Source organism: Pseudoduganella lurida, assembly GCF_007830455.1.
GTDB classification, from domain to species: domain Bacteria; phylum Pseudomonadota; class Gammaproteobacteria; order Burkholderiales; family Burkholderiaceae_D; genus Rugamonas; species Rugamonas lurida.
On sequence record NZ_VLLB01000002.1, the window covers coordinates 532,592 to 549,142 of the forward strand.

Sequence of the window (16,551 nt, forward strand, 5' to 3'; positions counted from 1 at the left end):
AGACAATTCTTTGGGGCGAAAGCATGGCGACGGGACGGCGGGAAGACGACGACAGCGTACCGATCGAGCAGCAGAGTGGCGGCCAGAGCCACCGCAAGCTGGCCAATGGCGAGCTGGAAGGCAATGCCTACTCGCCGCTGGGCGAGCCGGGCATGCGCCACTGGCAGGCCAGTTATGTGGAACATGCCAGCCTGGAAGAACGGGGCAATATCTTCTTTGCCGCCGTGGCCATGACGCGCATGCCGATGGTGATCACCGATCCGAACCAGCCGGACAATCCGATCGTGTTCGTCAACGGCGCCTTCCTCGACCTCACGCAATATCAACAAGGTCAGGTGATGGGCCGCAACTGCCGCTTCCTGCAGGGACCCGACACCGACCCCAACACCGTCAGCGACGTGCGCAGCGCGATCGCCGAACACCGCGCGGTGGCGGTCGACATGCTGAACTACAAGGCCGACGGCACGCCGTTCTGGAACGCCCTGTTCATCGGCCCGATCTTCGACAAGGCCGGCCGGCTGCGCTACTTCTTCGCCTCGCAGATGGACATCACGCAGCGCCGCATCCACGAGCAGTCCTACCTGCAGGCGCAGAAGATGGAAGCGATCGGCCAGCTGACGGCCGGCCTGGCGCACGACTTCAACAACCTGCTGCAGGTGGTCAACGGCAACCTGGAACTGGCGCAGCGCCAGCTGGACAACAGGCCGGCCGCCATGCAGGCCATCACGCGGGCGCAGCGGGCGGCGATGAAGGGCGGCGCACTGACGCAGCAGCTGCTCACCTTCGCCCGCAAGCAGCGCCTGAACCCGCGTCGCATCAACCTCAATGCGCTGGTGCTCGAGTTCAGCGAAATGCTGGTGCGCACGCTGGGCCAGGAGATCCAGCTGCAGCTGGACCTGCGCCCCGGCCTGCCGCCCTGCGTGCTCGATCCCACGCACCTGGAAATGGCGCTCCTGAATGTGCTGATCAACGCCCGCGACGCCACGCCGGGCGGCGGCGAGGTCACCGTCGGCACCGCCGTGCTGGCCGATCCGAAGCGCGTGGCGCAGCACCACCTGCCGCCGGGCCATTACGCGGTGATCTGCGTGACCGACAAGGGCGCCGGCATGGATGCGGAAACGCTGCGCCGCGCCACCGAGCCCTTCTTCACCACCAAGGGACCCGGCACGGGCCTGGGCCTGGCAATGGTGCACGGCTTCGTGCAGCAGTCCCAGGGCCGGCTGGAAATCGACAGCAGGCCGGGCGAAGGCACGACCGTGCGGATGATCTTCCCGGTCGCCGACAGCGACGCCCATGCGGCACCGGTGGCGCCCGACCGGCCCGTCAAGATGGACGACGGCAAGCCGGTGATCCTGCTGGTGGAGGACAACGATGACGTGCGCCAGCTGGCGCAGATGGTGCTCGAGTCGAACGGCTATCCCGTCGTGGCCGCGGCCAGCGGCGAGGCGGCCCTCAGGCTGCTCGAGGAACGCGACGATATCGGCCTGCTGTTCTCGGACGTGATCATGCCGGGCGGGATGACGGGCCTGCAGCTGGCCGAACAGGTGCGCCAGAGCGATCCGGACCTGCCGGTCCTGCTGGCCAGCGGCTACACGGAACAGCTCACGGGCAGCGGCCGCGTCGAGTTCCCGATCCTGGCCAAGCCGTACCAGGAAGCGGAACTGCTCGAGCGCATCACCTCCGTCGTCGCGGGACACATCGCCCGGCCCCACCCGGCCAGCGTCTGACGCCGAACAGGCAGCCGCTCAGGTCACGAGCACGGGCCGCATGCCCATGGCCCGCCCGTCGACCACCCACAGGGGCCGCACTTCTGCCGGCCGGTCATGGCGGACCCGCGCCTCGCGCGGCATGCGCAGGACATAGTCGAAGGCGCGGTGCCGGTCCAGCAATGCCAGCCCGGCAGGCAGCAGCGCCACGGTGCGCATGCGCGCGCAGCCGGGAATCGTGCGCAGCGCGCGGGCCAGCTGGAAGCTGTCGAGATAGCGCAGGTCCATCGCCAGCACGGCCGCCGTCGGATAAAAGGCGCGGGCCTTGTCCAGCGCCGCCACGCCGTCGAACGCGATGCGCACGGCAAAGCCGGCGGCGGTGCAGGCACGCGCCAGCGTCTCGGCCATCGCATGGTCGGCGCATGCCACCAGCACGCGGTCGCCGGGACGGAAGGGGGAAGTCAAATTCGCAGTCGTCATCGCAATCTCCTGGAACGGAAATTCTGGCATGCACGGCCGATATCGGCGTAGGGGTGCGGCTTGTGCCCTTGTGGGATCAGGCCGATACAAGGCCCGGACAGGAAGAGCACGGTGCATGGCGCGCGGCGCGCCAGGGTTCGCGAAATGGGCCTATGCTGTTTCCCGTTCCCGCGCCCCATCCTGCGAGACGACGATGGACGAGTCCTTCTGCTTACCCTTCCGCGACCGCGCCCAGGCCGCCGGCCTGCTCGCCGAACGCCTGCTGGCCTGGCGCGGCCGCAAGCCCCTGGTGCTGGCCATCCCGCGCGGCGCCGTGCCGATGGGCCGCATCATCGCCAACCGGCTGGAGGGCGAGCTCGACGTGGTATTGGTGCGCAAGATCCCGTCCGCCATCGAACCGGAACTGGCCGTGGGCGCCGTGGACGAACATGGCACGGTGGAACTGGCGCCCTACTTCAACCGCACCCGCACCGGCATGGAATGGGTCGACGTGCAGGCCCGCGAACAGGTGGCACTGATGCGCCGGCGCCGCAGCGCATATGGACCGTCGGCGGAGGTGGCGGGACGGGGCGTGATCGTCGTGGACGACGGCCTCGCCACCGGGTCGACGATGGCGGCCGCCCTGCGCGTGCTGAAGCGCCGCGATCCGGGACGCCTGGTGGCGTGCGTGCCGGTGGCCTCGGCCCAGGCCGTGGCACTGGTCGCACCGCTGTGCGACGAAGTGGTGGTGCTGGCCACGCCGTTCAACTTCACGTCCGTCAGCCGCAACTACGAGGTGTTCCCCCAGGTCGAGGAAGCGGAGGTGCTGTGCCTGCTGGACGGCCGCACCTGAAGAGCGGCGCTAGGCCAGCGCCGTGTCGAGCACCATCATCAGGATGAAGCCGGCCACCACGGCAATCGACGCCGTGCGGCTGTTGCCGTTGCGGTGGGATTCCGGAATCACGTCATGGCTGATCACGAACAGCATCGCGCCGGCAGCCAGCGCCAGGCCCCACGGCAGCATCCAGCGGGCGTGCTCGATCAGCATGGCGCCCGTCACGGCCGCCACCGGTTCGATCAGGCCGGAGACGACGCCCAGGCCGCAGGCAAACAGCCGGCCGTAGCCGACCGAGCGCAGCGCGAGTGCCACCACGAGGCCTTCCGGCACGTCCTGGATGGAGATGCCGGTGGCCAGACTGTGCGCCTTGGTCAGGTCCACGCCCGCATAGGCCACGCCGATCGCCAGGCCCTCCGGCAGGTTGTGGATGGCCACCGCGGCCACGAACAGCCATGCCCGTTTCAAGGAGTCGCTGCGCGCCGGATCCACCTCGTCGAGGATGTTCTGGTCGCGCACGAAATGGTCCAGCAGCAGCACCAGGCCCATGCCGAGCAGGATGCCGCCGCCGATCGTCGCGCTGGCCTCGAACGCGCCGGCGCCCGCGCCACGCGCCGCGGCAATGCCGGGAATGACGAGGGAGAACGCGGTGGCGGCCAGCATCACCCCGGCACCGAAGCCGAGGAAGCCGTCATAGGTCCGCTGCGAGAAATTCTGCGACAGCAGCACGGGCAAGGTGCCCAGTGCCGTCGCCAGGGCGGCGGTGCCGCCGCCCAGCAATGCGCCATGGATGCTGGCGTCGAACGCCCGGATGTCGCCGGCCATGCCCGTCATCAGTGCCAGGACTGCGCCAAGGCAGGCCGCGGCAATGAGGGCATAGCGCCAGCTGGGGAGAACGCGCGCCAGCTGCATGTCACGGCCTTGCGATCGGCGCGTGCGGCGCCGAGCCATCCGGCGTGCTCGGGATCGCACCGTCTTCGGCCGAGGCCGAAGCGAGCTTGCCCGGATCGTCCGTCATGCCCAGGTCGGTGCCGGTGACGGGATCGACGCCGGGATTGGACACCTGGCGCGCCGCCATCTGGTTCAGCAGCTGCGCATCGTCGGCATCGAGCTCCACGCTCGCGTCGCCGCTGCCGCCATCGACGGCCACCTGCTGGTCGCGGTCCTTGACGACTTCCCACTTCTCGCCGCTGTTCCAGGCACCGTTCAGTTCCGGGCCGCCTTGCGACATCTTGTAGTAGACGCTGGCGAATTCCGGACGGCCGGCCGTTTTACCCGGCGGGAAGTTCGGCTCGATCGCGTACAGCGCCTTCTCGAAGGACTTCTGGTGGGCGATCTCGCGCGTCATCAGGAAGCCCAGTGCTTCGCGCACGCCGGGGTCGGGCGTCAGCGCGATCAGGCGTTCGTAGACGATCTTGGCACGCGCCTCGGCCGCGATGTTGGAACGCAGGTCGGCGGTCGGCTCGGTGATCGAGTCGATGTAGGCCGCGGTCCAGGGCACGCCGGCCGAATTGGTCAGCGGTGCGCCGGCGCCATACAGCACCTGGGTGATGTGGCTGTCATTGCCCGCGCCCGTGATGCGGCGGTACATCTCGCCTTCCTCGTCCACCGCTTCGGACAGGCGGCCCTTGGCGCCCTTGTTCAGCATCACCACGATATTGCCGATCACTTCCAGGTGGCTCAGCTCCTCGGTCGCGATATCGAACAGCATGTCCTTGCGGCCCGGATCGTCCTCGGCAACGGCCTGGGTGAAGTAGCGCATTGCGGCGGCGAGCTCGCCCTGCGGGCCGCCGAACTGTTCGAGCATCAGGTTGGCGAGACCCGGATTGGGCTCGCTGACGCGCACGGTGTACTGCAAGCGCTTGTTGTGTGCAAACATTCCTGCCTCCTGTCGGTGAGATGGATTCCTGCCACTGCTTTCCAGATGAAGCAGCGCTGGCAAACCCATCTTCTCAGCCGGGCAACGTGTCGCCCATAGGAACTTCGTGACACATCTTGTAGGACAACGCCAGCTCAAAATGAAACATTACGGCTGCTTAACGAACGTGTCCGTGCCGTCCTGCGCTGCCGTCAGCAGGCGGCGCAGCACTTCGCCGCTGCGCTGGGCCTGGGCCGCCTGTTCGACATAGTCCACGGCGGTGCCGGCATGGCCGCTGGCGATGGCTTCGTCCGCCATCTGGCGCAGCAGCCGCTCCTTTTCCTGCAGCGCGCGCAGCGCCGCCCACAGCGACTCCTCGACCGCCTGGCACTGGTGATCGGCAAGCACCTTTTCGGTGTAGGCGTGGCCCGTGTGGCAGCGGTACCGCCGGGGCACCAGGCCGTGCAGCTCCCACAGCGAACCGTGGCACTCGGGACAGGTGAAGGTCGAGGGCGTTCCAAATTTCGCGAGGCTGTCCATGTCGGCACTCCCTGCAGCAAAACGGTTCTCAAGGCGGATCCAGTCCGGCACCTGGCGTGGCGCATTGCGCGCGGCCACCAGGCTGTCGCCCACGATGCGATCGAGCATCGCGGCGATCTGCGGCAGGCGCAGCACATGGTCCACCTCCACGTGGCGCAGCGCACTGGCCGGCATGTCGGCGGCGAAGGCGTCTTCCGGCAGCTGCACGACGGCCTTGCCGCCGCATTCCTTGATGGCCTGCAGGCCGGCCGTGCCGTCGTCGAGCATGCCAGTCAGGATCACGGCGGTGGCGCGCGCGCCGAACGCCGCGGCGGCCGAACGGAACAGCGGATCGATGGCCGGCCGCGCATGGTTCTCGCGCGGCCCGTGGGCCAGCGCGACGCGGGCGCGGTCGCCGTCGCGCTGAAGCAGCAGGTGCCGGTCGGGCGGCGCCACCAGCACCCGGCCCGGCTCCAGGATATCGCCATCGCGCGCGTGGCGCACGGGCAGCTGCGTGGCGCCGGCCAGCAGCGAGGGCAGGATGCTGTCGTGGCTGCCAATATGCATGACCACCAGCACGGCGGCGGGAAACTGCAGCGGCAGGCCGCCCAGCACGATGCGCAGCGCGTCGATGCCACCGGTGGACGTGCCGATGACGACCACGTCGTCGGCCGCAAAGACGGGGGTGGCAAGGGGACCAAGGGGAGTAAGAGGCGTCGTGTTCATCCTGCCATCATCGAAGAGCCGTCCTGCCGGGTCGGTGCGTTGCTGCACAGAGGCCCGGCATTCCGGCGGGCCGGGCGGGCGTCAGGCGCGCGGCAGCAGCCGGTCGATCATCCGGCACAGGCCCTCGAGCGTGACGAGCTTCGTCATGAAGTCCGAGAAGCCCGCGTCGCGCGCGCGCTGCACGTCCTCGTCCCGGCCCAGGCCGCTGGCCGCGATGGCCGGCAGGTCCTGCAGGCCCGGCATGGCGCGCACCCTGCGCATGAAGTCGAGTCCGTCCATGTCCGGCATCGACACATCCGAGATCACCAGGTCGACCGGCTGTTCGCCCAGCAGCTGCAGGGCGCGCCGCGCGGTGGTGGCAATCAAGACCTGCGCCCCTTCCAGCTCCAGCAGCACCTGGAAGGTTTCCGCCGTGTCCTCCGCATCGTCGACGATCAGGATGCGGCGCCCGCTCATCGAGGTGCTGTCGCCCACGCCATCGGCACCGCCCGGCGCGCGCTGATCGTGCGGCACCGGCAGTCGCACCGTGAAGCGGCTGCCGTGGCCCAGGCCGGCGGACGATGCTTCCACGCTGCCGCCATGCAGCTCGACCAGCTGGCGCACCAGCGCCAGGCCGATGCCCAGGCCGGCCTTGCTGCGCACCGCCTGCGCACCGCCCTGGCGGAACATGTTGAAGATGTCCGGCAGCAGGTCGGCCGCGATGCCGGCGCCATTGTCCTCCACGTCGATGCGGGCATCGTCATCCTCGCGCGCCACGCGGACCACGATGGTGCCGCCGGCCGGCGTGAACTTGATGGCATTGCTGATCAGGTTCAGCACCACCTGCTCGATGCGCACCGGGTCCGCCTCCACGTACACCGGCTCGTCCAGCGGCTCGTAGCGCAGCGTGAGGCCTGCCACCACCGGATCGGCGCGCATCACTTCCACGATGCGCGCGGCCAGGTCGCCCAGGTCCACGGTGCGGCGCGCCAGCGCCAGCTTGCCGGTCGAGACGCGCGACATGTCCATCAGGTCCTCGATGATCTTGGCCTGGCTGGACACGGCGTTGCGGATGATCGATGCGGCGCGCACCGCCGGCGCCGTCTGGCGCACGGCCGGCAGCCGCGCCAGCAGCTCGACATTGATGTAGATGAGGTTGAGCGGATGGCGCAGCTCGTGCGACATCACGGCCAGGAATTCGTCCTTCAGCGCGCTGGTGCTCTCCGCCTGGCTGCGACCGGCCTGTTCGCTGGACAGTTCCGCCGCGCGGCGGCTGTCCTGCTGGGCGCGCACCGTCTGGTCGCGGGCGATCTTTGCATAGCCCTGGAACTGGCCGTTGTGCAGCGGCGTGGTGATGCCGGCGCAGAAGAAGCGGCTGCCATCCTTGCGCACGTGCCAGCGTTCGTCCTCGGCGCGGCCATCGGCATCGGCGCGGCGGCGTTCGTCCGCCGGCGCCGCCGCCGCGATGTCCTCGGGGGTGAAGATCAGGTCCAGGCTCTGGCCCAGCATCTCGGCCTCGCCGTAGCCGAAGTTGCGCTCGGCGCCCTTGTTCCAGCCCGTCACGCGGCCCGCCTCGTCCATCGTGATGATGGCGTAGTCGTCGGTGCTTTCCGCCACCAGGCGCATCCACTCCTCGCCGGCGCGCACCTTTTCCTCCGCCTCGCGGCGGCCGGTGATGTCGAAGAACGTCATCACGGCGCCCTCGATCTTGTCCTCCGTGGTGCGGTAGGGCAGCAGCCGGGCGATGTAGTAGCGCCCGTCGTTGCTGCGCACTTCCCGCTCCACCAGGCGCAGCGTCTCGAAGGTGGTCGACGCGTCGGCCGGCAGCTCGCTGTAGTCGAGCCGGTGCGTGATGTCGAGCAGGGAGCGGCCGATGTCGGTGGGGATGATGCTGAAGATGTCCGCCGCGCGGGGCGTGAAGCGCTTGATGCGCATGGCCCGGTCGACGAACACGGTGGCGATGTCGGTCGAGGCGATCAGGTTGTTCAGGTCGTCGTTGGCCTTGCCGGTTTCCTCCACCTTCACCTTCAGCTCGTAGTTGACGGTGATGAGTTCCTCGTTGACCGACTGCAGCTCCTCCTTGCTGGTTTCCAGCTCCTCGGTGGCCGAACGCAGTTCCTCGTTGATGGCCTGCAGTTCCTCGTTCGACGCGCGGAGCTCCTCGTTGGAGATCTCGGCATGCTCGATGGTTTCCTGCAGCTTCTCCTTGCTGCGCTGCAGTTCCGACTCCAGCTGGTCCAGCACCAGGTCGTTGTGCTGGTGCTGGCTGTCGCGCGGCTCGTCGTTCAGCGACTGCTCGATTTCCTCGAACAGCACCAGCACGAAGTCCGTGCTGGCCGCCTCGTCGTTGAACGGCCGCACGATCATGTTGACGAACCAGGTGCGCTCGTCGCGCCGCACCAGCACGCGCTGGCCTTCCACGCTGTTGCCGCTCTGGAGCGCCTGGTACAGGGCGCTGCGCAGTTCCAGGCGCAGGTCCGGCAGCACCAGTGCCAGCACGTTGCGCGACGGCTCGCCGCCCACGTGGCGCAGGAAGCGCCCGGCCGAGTCGGACATGTGCACGATGTTCGACTCGCGGTCCACCACGATGCTGGGCGGCGCGAAGCGGGACAGTGCGCGCTGGTGCACCTCGGAATACGAGAACTGGCGCCGCTGGCCGCCGCCGGCCTGGGCCAGTTCCGGCAGCCGGTTGACGGGCGCGTTCGACAGCGACGGCACGTAGCGCGCGCCGCGCGACAGGGGCCGCGCCCGGTAGATGCGGTTCTTCTTGTCGTAAGGGACGAAGAACTCGGCCGCCGCATCGGCCGATTCGGAGGAGCCGAGGAACAGGAAGCCGTCCGGCTTGAGCGCCGAGTGGAACATCTCCATCACGCGCAGCTGCACGTCGCGGTTCAGGTAGATCAGCAGGTTGCGGCAGGAGATCATGTCCAGCTTCGAGAACGGCGGATCGCGCAGCAGGTTGTGCGAGGCGAACAGGATGCGGTCGCGGATCGTCTTGCGGATGCGGTAGCGATCGTCCTCCCTGGTGAAGAACTGGCGCAGGCGGGTCGGCGGCACGTCCATCACGATCGAGGCCGGATACAGTCCGGCGCGCGCCGTGCTGATCGCGTGTTCGTCGATGTCGGAGGCGAACACCTGGATCTCCGGCGGCCGGTCCACCTGCTGCGCCTGGTCGGCCAGCAGCATCGTCACCGAATAGGCTTCCTGGCCGGTGGCGCAGGCGGCCACCCACACGCGCACCTGGTCGCCGCGCACGCGGTCGCGCAGCAGCTCCGGGATCACCTCGCGCTCCAGTGCCTCGAAGGCATCGCGGTCGCGGAAGAAGTTGGTCACGCCGATCAGCATGTCGTTGAGCAGCGCCTTGAACTCGCCCGGCTCGCGCTCCAGCAGGCCGGCATATTCGGGCAGCGAGGCCACGCCCTTCACCTGCAGGCGCCGCTCGATGCGGCGCAGCACCGTGGCGCGCTTGTAGTAGCGGAAGTCGTGGCCCGTGTGGGCGCACAGCATGGCGATCACGTTCTGCAGCGCCGCCTCGTCGTCGACCTTCTCGTCTTCTTCCGGCAGCGGGCCGATCGCGCCATCGCCATCGCCGGCCGGCGGCAGCTGGATATGGCGGGCGTTGCGCCACAGCTCCACCAGCTTGTCCGGCAGGTCGGTCGATGGCAGCACGAAGTCGACCATGCCGGTGGCGATGGCGGCCTGCGGCATGCCGTCGTATTCCGCGTCGCCCGGCGCCTGCGCCAGGGTCAGCCCGCCCAGTTCCTTGACGCGCTCCAGGCCCACCGCGCCATCCGAGCCCGTGCCGGACAGGACGATGGCGAAGGCCCGCTCCCGGTGCGCCTCGGCCAGCGTGCGGAAGAAGATGTCGATCGCCACGTGCTGCCCCACCGGCCGCTGCATTGCCGAGACGCTCAGGTGGCCGTCGTCCATCGACAGCTGCTGGTTCGGCGCGATCACGTAGACGTGGTTGGCGCGCACCGGCACCCGCTCCGCCACCTGGATCACCGGCATGCGCGTGGCGCGCTGCAGCACGTTGTCGGCCGCGCTATGGTGCTTCGGCGACAGGTGCAGGATGACCACGAAGGCCATGCCGCAGTCCTCGGGCATGTGCTCGAAGAAGCGCAGCAGCGCCTGCAGGCCGCCCGCGGAGGCCCCGAGACCGATCACGGGGAACTTCAGGTGGCTGAGGGCGACGGACGGTTCGGCGGGAAGGTCGGCCTCGGACGAACTGCTGTGGGGCATGGGAGGACTAGTTGTTTGGTTGACACTGGAGTCTAACGCAATCGCGCGCCTGCGTTAAGTCGTTCTTGATGGTCGATGGAGAAAACGCCGTGGCCGCCGCACGGGGCCGTTTCACTGCGGCGTTCGCCCCGCCGCGGCACCCTGCTGGCTCTTCCAGTATTCGAGCGGTGCGCGGCCGACCAGCGCCGTGAAGGCCCGCGTGAGATGGGCCTGGTCGAAGAAGCCCAGCGCCTGCGCCAGCGCGGCCAGGTCCGGCTGGGCGGGCGCGGCCAGGGATGCGGCCGCTTCGTGCAGGCGGAAGCGCTGCACCACCCACTTCGGCGTGACGCCAACGTACTCGTGGAACAGGCGCTGCAGGCCGCGGCCGGACAGGCCGACCGCATCGGCCAGTGCCGCCACCGTGACGGGGCCGTGCGCCGCGGCGGCAGCCTGCACGGCGCGTTCGGCCAGCGCGGCCCGCGGATCGGCCGGCGTGCGCGCCACCAGCGGGCCCAGCACGGCAGCCACGGCGGCCGCCAGGGCATCGTCCGTGCCGGCCAGCACGGCGCGCTCGGCCGCAGCCGTGTCGAGGCCGAACGCTTCCTCCAGCGTGGCGAGGCGGCCGGTGAAACGGGCCACCGGCACACCGGCCAGCGCGCGCAGGCCGCCGGCACGGAAGCGCAGGCCGACCACCCGGCCCTGCCCCGCCAGCGGGCGGTCGAACGGCCCCTCGACCACGCCATGCAGCGCGGTGCGGCCGGCCTCGAACACCAGGTGGGCGTTCGGATACGGCAGGATGCGCTGCACCTGCGCCGGGCGGCCGCCCAGGTCCCACGCGACGGTCCACAGGAATTCCACGTGGCCGGCCAGTTCCAGCGGCGGCGGATGGTGGCGCAGGCTGAAGCGTCCCGGCGCCGCGGCCGGATCGAGGATGCCTTTCGGCGTGTCGGTTTTTTCCAAGCCCGTTCCCGCTGTCGTGTCTACACTGGCAGCATTATCCACCACGGAGAAAAACCATGACCAGCCCGGCAGACCGCAGCACCGCCAACGGCGGCGGCACGTTCGACATCGTCCTGACGCCCGTCCCGCACACGGCGGCACCGCACGACTCGCGCGGCCGCATGACCTTCACCAAGACCTTCCAGGGCGCGCTGCAGGGCCGCAGCGACGGCGAGATGCTCACCGCGGGACAGCCCGCCCGGGGCAGCGCCGGCTATGTGGCGATGGAACGCTTCGAGGGTACGCTGGACGGCCGCCGCGGCAGCTTCGTCATGCAGCATTCGGGCACGATGGACTCGGGGGCCGACGCGCTGGCGATCGTCATTGCGCCGGGTTCGGGCACCGGCGAACTGGCGGGCATCGGCGGCACCGCCACCATCGACGTGCGCGACGGGCAGCACCACTACACGCTGCACTACACGCTGCCGGCGCGCTGAAGCCCGGCGGTTCGCCGGCATTGTGTGGCGCGCCACCCACAGCGCACATTTGCACAGGACAAGCTGGCCACACTCCAGTACCATCCGGCAGCCGGCCGAAGTCGCTTGCCCGGTGCTGCCTGCCAGGTGCTGCCTGCCAGGTGCTGCCTGCCAGGTGCTGCCTGCTGAGTGCTGCCTGCTGAGTGCTGCCTGCTGGGCGCGGTGCCACCTGCTCGGTGCCGCTTGGTCGGTGCCGCCTGCTCGGTGCCTTGGTCGGTGCCGCCTGCCCGGTATCCCGTGCTCACCGGTGCACGAGGCCGGTGATTTCCACCAGCTTCTGGTGGTACACGCCGGCCAGCTGCAGCACCAGGCCGTGCAGCCTTGCGTCGCGCGGGCTGTAGACCAGCTGGCCGGCCGCGGTGCAGGCGCAGAAGCCCCGTTCGGCCAGTTCCTGCACGATGGCGTCGGCACGGCAGACGGACTGCAGGTACAGGCGCTGTGCGAGGGCTTCGGCCGTCCAGATCTGGTCCGGCGTGCCGTGCACCAGCAGCAGCGCTTCCAGGAACGGCACGGAAGGCAGCGTCAGCACGAAGCCGCGCAGCTCGTCGGTGAGCGCCGTCATCGAGGGCAGCCGGTGGCCGTGCGGCCAGGGCGAGGTAAACCGCGGGACCGGTCCGTGCGTTGCTGGCAGGGTCCGGACTGTGCCGTGGTGCGCGGGGCCGGAAAAGTAGAATTCGGAGAAACCATTGAAGCAAAATTATATTCGTAAAAATGTATCTTCGCTACGGGCAACTGCCCCGTGAGCGGCGCCGAGAAGCGTGACGGTGCCAGCGCGCCGGCCGGTGGCCCGCCCGTGAAACCGGATCTGGAAGTGCTGCAGAAGCTGCGCATCGTGATTCGCGCGGCGCAGCGCCATTCGCTGTGGATCGAGAAGCAGTGCGGCGTGAACGGGGCGCAGCTGTGGATCATGCAGGAGCTGGCCGATACGCCGAACCTGCGCGTGGGCCAGGTGACGGCGCGCCTGGCGATCGCCCAGGCCACCACCAGCAACCTGCTCGAAGGGCTGGTGCGCCGCGGCTACGTCATCAAGACGCGCGACCCGGATGACGCGCGTGTGGTAAAACTGGCACTGTCCGAATCGGGCAGCGCCATGCTGGCCGGCGCCCCGAAACCGGCGCGCGGGCTGCTGCCCGAGGCGCTGGCGAAAGTGGATGCGGCCAGCCTGGCCGCCCTGAATGCGGGCCTGCAGGGCCTGTTGTCATCCATCGAGGTGCTCGATGAAGGCTTTGGCCTGCAGCCGCTGCCATTTACCATGTAGGACAGGAACACAGCATGAACGACGAGCGGCGCGAGGCGGACCCGGAACACGGCCGCCGCAAGGACGATACGCCGCGCTACCTGGATCCGGGCGACTCCATCTTTTCGCTGTGGGGCCGCGTGATCCGCGCGCGCTACCAGCGGGTGGCGGCATCGCTGACCCGGCACGTGATGCAGCGGCCGCTGAGGATCGGCATCTCGGCGCGCATCTTCCATCCCGAAGCGGGGGCCACGGGCCTGCGCAGCAAGAACCTGCAGTACCTGGAGGAGTCGATCGCGCAGTGGGTGATGTCGCGCGACGTGCTGGTCTTCATGATCCCCACCGTGAACACGGAAGGCCTGCTGCACCCCTCGAACATCCGCCTGCGCGACTATGCGCGCCACCTGGACGGCCTGGTGCTGCAGGGCGGCGCGGACGTGTCGCCGCAGAGCTATTCCGAGCTGCCCACGCGGCCGGAATGGAGCGGCGACCGGGCGCGCGACATGTACGAGCTGGAACTGCTGCATGAATTCGTCGAGGCGGGCAAGCCCGTGCTGGGCATCTGCCGCGGCTGCCAGCTGATCAACGTGGCCTTCGGCGGCACGCTGTACCAGGACATCGCCACCGACGTGCCGACCGCCCTGCCCCACGTCCACGACGACTACGACCGGCACCGCCACGAGATTGCGTTCCCGACCGGCTCATCCCTGGCGAAGCTGTTCAAGGACCGTGCCGGCGGCGTGGTCAACTCGATCCACCACCAGGCCGTGCGCACGCTAGGCCGGGACATGGAAGTGGAAGCCCTGTCCGTCCCGGACGGCATGATCGAGGCGATCCGCTACCGCAAGGCGCCGTTCGTGATGGGCCTGCAGTGGCACCCCGAATTCCACCGCGCCGGCGGGCAGGAGCTGCTCGACTGCACCGGCATCCTCGACACCTTCCTGCGCGTGGCGCGCGAAACGCGCTTCTAGAAATTGCTCGGAAAATGGGGACAGACCCCATTTTCCGAGAAACGTTGCCTGAAAAATGGGGTCTGTCCCCATTTTTCAGGCAACTTTAACGGCGGCCGCGGAAGCGCTGCACGGCCGCATCCACCACGCCCTCGACGCTGCCCGCCACGGCGAACTGGTCGCGCAGGTACTGGGCATCGCTGCCCATGTGCGTCACCTGCGTGAGGTGGTTCAGCGCCGCCGAACCGCCCAGCTTCTCCGCGTACGGATCCATGCGCCGCAAGGTGGTGAGGATATCCTCGCGCAGCGACAGCGTCTCGTACGTTTTCGGATGCACGATCGTGCCGTCCAGCCCGAAGCGGCAGGCCTGGAAGCGGTTGTAGTTGTAGACGAGGTAGTCGTCCTCGGCGGGTGGCGCCTCCTTCCGCTCCAGCAGGTACGCGCACAGCGCCTGCAGGTAGGCGGCCAGCGCGGCGGCCCGCTCCACCGTCAGCGGCGTGTCGCACACGCGCAGCTCGATGGTGCCGTATTCCGGCTTCGGCCGCAGGTCCCAGTAGAAATCCTTCATGCTCTTGATGACGCCCGTGCTCTCCATCTTGGCGAAGTAGCCGTTGGCGAAGTCGTCCCAGGACAGGGTGAACGGCGCGCGGCCGCTCATCGGGAAGGCGAACACGGAATTGAGGCGCGCCGAATTGAACAGCGTGTCGCCGCCCTGCACGAACGGCGACGAGGCCGACAGCGCGATGAAATGCGGCAGGTAGCGCGACAGCGAATGCAGCAGGTACAGCGCATCGTCGCCATTGCCGGTGCCGATGTGCACGTGCTGGCCGAACACGGTGAACTGCTTGGCCAGGTAGCCGTACAGCGCCGACACTTCCTTGAAGCGGGGCTTTTCGAAGATGCGGCGCTCCACCCATTTCTGGAACGGGTGCGTGCCGCCGCCGCAGATGCCGATATTGAGCTGTTCGGCGGCCTGCACCAGCGTATCGCGCACTTCCAGCAGCTGCGCCAGCAGTTCGCTGTGGCGCGTATGCACGTCGCTGTTAATCTCGATCATGCTCTCGGTGATCTCCGGCGTCACGTGGCCGGGAAACGGCTTGCGGGCCAGCAGGTGCAGCAGGTCCGGGCTCGATGCGGTGAGATCGTAATCGGAGAAGCTGACGAGCTGCAGCTCCAGCTCCACGCCCATCGTCAGCGGCGTCGAGGTCTTGAACGGTTCCAGTGCCATGGCTTACTCCTGCGGTGCTTCGCGGACCCAGATCAGGGCCCGCTGGGTGAAGATGGGGCCGATCACTTCCATGAACAGCGTCATCGCCGCGACGGCGGCCAGTTCGTCGACCAGCACGATGCCGGAATTCCTGGTCTGCTCGAGCAGCAGCACGACGAAGACGGACATCGGCGCCAGTGCCACGCCGGAGGCGATGCCCTTCTTCCACGAGATGCCGGAGAGGTGCGAGAACGCCGCCACGCCGGCCGTCTTGATGACGAAGCGGGCGATCAGCAGCACCAGCGCCAGCCAGCCGCCGGCCACGACATTGCTCCAGTCGAGCGTGGACACGGCAAACACGAACAGGAGGATCGCCAGCAGCTCGCCGATGGCGCCGAAGTTGCGCTGCGTGCGCGTGAACTGCACGCGGCGGTGGCGCGCCGTCAGGCCGAAGGCCAGCGTGGCCAGCACGGGCGACAGGTCGGAGGCATACGTGATCGCGACGAGGATGACGACCACCAGCGCGAACGCCAGCGTGCCTTCGCGCGCCAGGTTGCCCAGGTGGCGCAGCACGGCCGGCACGATGATGCCGGACACGGCGCCCAGCAGGGCCGAGGCCACCAGTTCGATGAGGCTGTGCGAGATGGCCTGCGTGAGGCTGCCGGAGGTATCGAACACCCAGAAGCCGACGATGACCTTGAAGGTGAGCACGGACAGCACGGTGTTCAGCGCCACCAGGTGCAGCACGCGTTCCGTCGCCTGGCCGGAGGTACGCTGTTCGTTGATGACGCGCAGCACGCCGGCCGGCGAAGTCGACATGGCCAGCGAGGCCAGCAGCAGCGACGTGAGCGGCGCCAGGTCGAACTGCAGCGCGATCAGGTAGACCACGCCGAACGTGACGAACGACTCCACCAGGCCGCTGACGGCCACCCACGGGTTGATGCGCAGCCAGTGCATATTGATGCGGTAGCCCAGCTCGAACAGGATCAGGCCGAACGCCACGTTGGCCAGCACGATCACGGGGCTGCCCGGTTCGGTGGCGAACAGCTCGGGGAACAGCTGGGCGCACAGGAAGCCGACCAGGCCGTACACGCTGATGCGCGGCAGGCGGGTCCAGCGGTGGATGAATTCGCCGGCCAGCCAGGCCAGCAGAACAGCGAGCGGCCATGCTAGATCGGCCGAGATCACCAGGAAATCTGGCATATGGGTCTCCTCCTATTGTGTGAAATACCTGGCCGGGCAGGATCGGCCGAATGGACAATGACTGGCAAAAACGAGCGCAACTGTACGTGCAATCGGCCACGGAGGCAAGCCAGCAAGGCGGGCGAACGCCGGGCGGCAGCACTCATCCGTAATGACTTTACAGCAATAAAGCGGCG

14 protein-coding genes are annotated in these 16,551 nt (G+C 68.5%); 5 read left to right on the forward strand and 9 right to left on the reverse strand.

The window, feature by feature from the left end:
• Window positions 1-23 precede the first annotated feature (23 nt).
• A complete protein-coding gene (locus tag IP91_RS09000) occupies window positions 24-1,727 on the forward strand; it encodes a histidine kinase famiy protein (protein WP_145648595.1) in 1,704 nt (567 codons plus the stop codon).
• An 18-nt stretch (window positions 1,728-1,745) separates the two neighbouring features.
• Here IP91_RS09000 and IP91_RS09005 read toward each other — a convergent pair whose 3' ends face one another.
• Entirely contained in the window at window positions 1,746-2,186 is a 441-nt protein-coding gene (locus tag IP91_RS09005) for a PleD family two-component system response regulator (protein ID WP_145648596.1), read from the reverse strand.
• A 193-nt stretch (window positions 2,187-2,379) separates the two neighbouring features.
• Between IP91_RS09005 and IP91_RS09010 the strand changes: the two genes are divergently transcribed.
• A complete protein-coding gene (locus IP91_RS09010) occupies window positions 2,380-3,018 on the forward strand; it encodes a phosphoribosyltransferase (RefSeq protein WP_145648597.1) in 639 nt (212 codons plus the stop codon).
• Between the two features lie 9 nt (window positions 3,019-3,027).
• Here IP91_RS09010 and IP91_RS09015 read toward each other — a convergent pair whose 3' ends face one another.
• The 5 genes from IP91_RS09015 to IP91_RS09035 all read right to left on the reverse strand — a co-directional run bounded on the left by IP91_RS09015 (window position 3,028) and on the right by IP91_RS09035 (window position 11,263).
• Window positions 3,028-3,912, reverse strand: a complete 885-nt coding sequence (locus IP91_RS09015) for a ZIP family metal transporter (RefSeq protein WP_145648598.1) — start codon at window positions 3,910-3,912, stop codon at window positions 3,028-3,030.
• 1 nt (window position 3,913) lies between these two features.
• Window positions 3,914-4,879: a manganese catalase family protein gene (locus IP91_RS09020; RefSeq protein ID WP_145648599.1), complete on the reverse strand. Its 966-nt coding sequence runs from the start codon at window positions 4,877-4,879 to the stop codon at window positions 3,914-3,916.
• Window positions 4,880-5,026: 147 nt separating this feature from the next.
• Window positions 5,027-6,103 carry a chemotaxis protein CheB gene (locus IP91_RS09025; protein WP_145648600.1) on the reverse strand — a complete coding sequence of 359 codons (1,077 nt, stop codon included), beginning with the start codon at window positions 6,101-6,103 and terminating at the stop codon, window positions 5,027-5,029.
• An 81-nt stretch (window positions 6,104-6,184) separates the two neighbouring features.
• The gene (locus IP91_RS09030; protein ID WP_145648601.1) at window positions 6,185-10,324 is read right to left on the reverse strand and encodes a CheR family methyltransferase; all 4,140 of its coding nucleotides are present in this window, start codon (window positions 10,322-10,324) and stop codon (window positions 6,185-6,187) included.
• A 111-nt stretch (window positions 10,325-10,435) separates the two neighbouring features.
• Window positions 10,436-11,263: an AraC family transcriptional regulator gene (locus IP91_RS09035; RefSeq protein WP_145648602.1), complete on the reverse strand. Its 828-nt coding sequence runs from the start codon at window positions 11,261-11,263 to the stop codon at window positions 10,436-10,438.
• Window positions 11,264-11,319: 56 nt separating this feature from the next.
• On the opposite strand from IP91_RS09035, the gene IP91_RS09040 reads away from it, so the two are divergent.
• The gene (locus IP91_RS09040; RefSeq protein ID WP_145648603.1) at window positions 11,320-11,739 is read left to right on the forward strand and encodes a DUF3224 domain-containing protein; all 420 of its coding nucleotides are present in this window, start codon (window positions 11,320-11,322) and stop codon (window positions 11,737-11,739) included.
• A gap of 280 nt (window positions 11,740-12,019) precedes the next feature.
• Here the strand turns inward: IP91_RS09040 and IP91_RS09045 are convergent, their stop codons facing one another.
• On the reverse strand, window positions 12,020-12,340 hold the full coding sequence (locus IP91_RS09045; protein ID WP_145648604.1) for a hypothetical protein: 321 nt from the start codon (window positions 12,338-12,340) through the stop codon (window positions 12,020-12,022).
• Between the two features lie 177 nt (window positions 12,341-12,517).
• Between IP91_RS09045 and IP91_RS09050 the strand changes: the two genes are divergently transcribed.
• Both IP91_RS09050 and IP91_RS09055 read left to right on the forward strand, forming a co-directional pair.
• Window positions 12,518-13,036 (forward strand): MarR family winged helix-turn-helix transcriptional regulator, encoded by a 519-nt coding sequence (locus tag IP91_RS09050; RefSeq protein WP_229474168.1) that lies wholly within the window; start codon window positions 12,518-12,520, stop codon window positions 13,034-13,036.
• Window positions 13,037-13,050: 14 nt separating this feature from the next.
• Window positions 13,051-13,986, forward strand: a complete 936-nt coding sequence (locus IP91_RS09055; RefSeq protein ID WP_145648605.1) for a gamma-glutamyl-gamma-aminobutyrate hydrolase family protein — start codon at window positions 13,051-13,053, stop codon at window positions 13,984-13,986.
• 85 nt (window positions 13,987-14,071) lie between these two features.
• On the opposite strand, the gene IP91_RS09060 is transcribed toward IP91_RS09055, so the two are convergent.
• Window positions 14,072-15,193: a YbdK family carboxylate-amine ligase gene (locus tag IP91_RS09060; protein ID WP_145648606.1), complete on the reverse strand. Its 1,122-nt coding sequence runs from the start codon at window positions 15,191-15,193 to the stop codon at window positions 14,072-14,074.
• Window positions 15,194-15,196: 3 nt separating this feature from the next.
• Complete coding sequence (locus IP91_RS09065) at window positions 15,197-16,375, reverse strand: cation:proton antiporter (RefSeq protein WP_145648607.1); 1,179 nt, start codon at window positions 16,373-16,375, stop codon at window positions 15,197-15,199.
• Window positions 16,376-16,551 lie beyond the last annotated feature (176 nt).

Bases quoted from the DNA above. Each gene is read 5' to 3' on its own strand.
- IP91_RS09000 (WP_145648595.1), top strand. From the start codon at position 24: ATGGCGACGGGACGGCGGGAAGACGACGACAGCGTACCGATCGAGCAG.
- IP91_RS09005 (WP_145648596.1), bottom strand. From the start codon at position 2,186: ATGACGACTGCGAATTTGACTTCCCCCTTCCGTCCCGGCGACCGCGTG.
- IP91_RS09010 (WP_145648597.1), top strand. From the start codon at position 2,380: ATGGACGAGTCCTTCTGCTTACCCTTCCGCGACCGCGCCCAGGCCGCC.
- IP91_RS09015 (WP_145648598.1), bottom strand. From the start codon at position 3,912: ATGCAGCTGGCGCGCGTTCTCCCCAGCTGGCGCTATGCCCTCATTGCC.
- IP91_RS09020 (WP_145648599.1), bottom strand. From the start codon at position 4,879: ATGTTTGCACACAACAAGCGCTTGCAGTACACCGTGCGCGTCAGCGAG.
- IP91_RS09025 (WP_145648600.1), bottom strand. From the start codon at position 6,103: ATGAACACGACGCCTCTTACTCCCCTTGGTCCCCTTGCCACCCCCGTC.
- IP91_RS09030 (WP_145648601.1), bottom strand. From the start codon at position 10,324: ATGCCCCACAGCAGTTCGTCCGAGGCCGACCTTCCCGCCGAACCGTCC.
- IP91_RS09040 (WP_145648603.1), top strand. From the start codon at position 11,320: ATGACCAGCCCGGCAGACCGCAGCACCGCCAACGGCGGCGGCACGTTC.
- IP91_RS09045 (WP_145648604.1), bottom strand. From the start codon at position 12,340: ATGACGGCGCTCACCGACGAGCTGCGCGGCTTCGTGCTGACGCTGCCT.
- IP91_RS09055 (WP_145648605.1), top strand. From the start codon at position 13,051: ATGAACGACGAGCGGCGCGAGGCGGACCCGGAACACGGCCGCCGCAAG.
- IP91_RS09060 (WP_145648606.1), bottom strand. From the start codon at position 15,193: ATGGCACTGGAACCGTTCAAGACCTCGACGCCGCTGACGATGGGCGTG.
- IP91_RS09065 (WP_145648607.1), bottom strand. From the start codon at position 16,375: ATGCCAGATTTCCTGGTGATCTCGGCCGATCTAGCATGGCCGCTCGCT.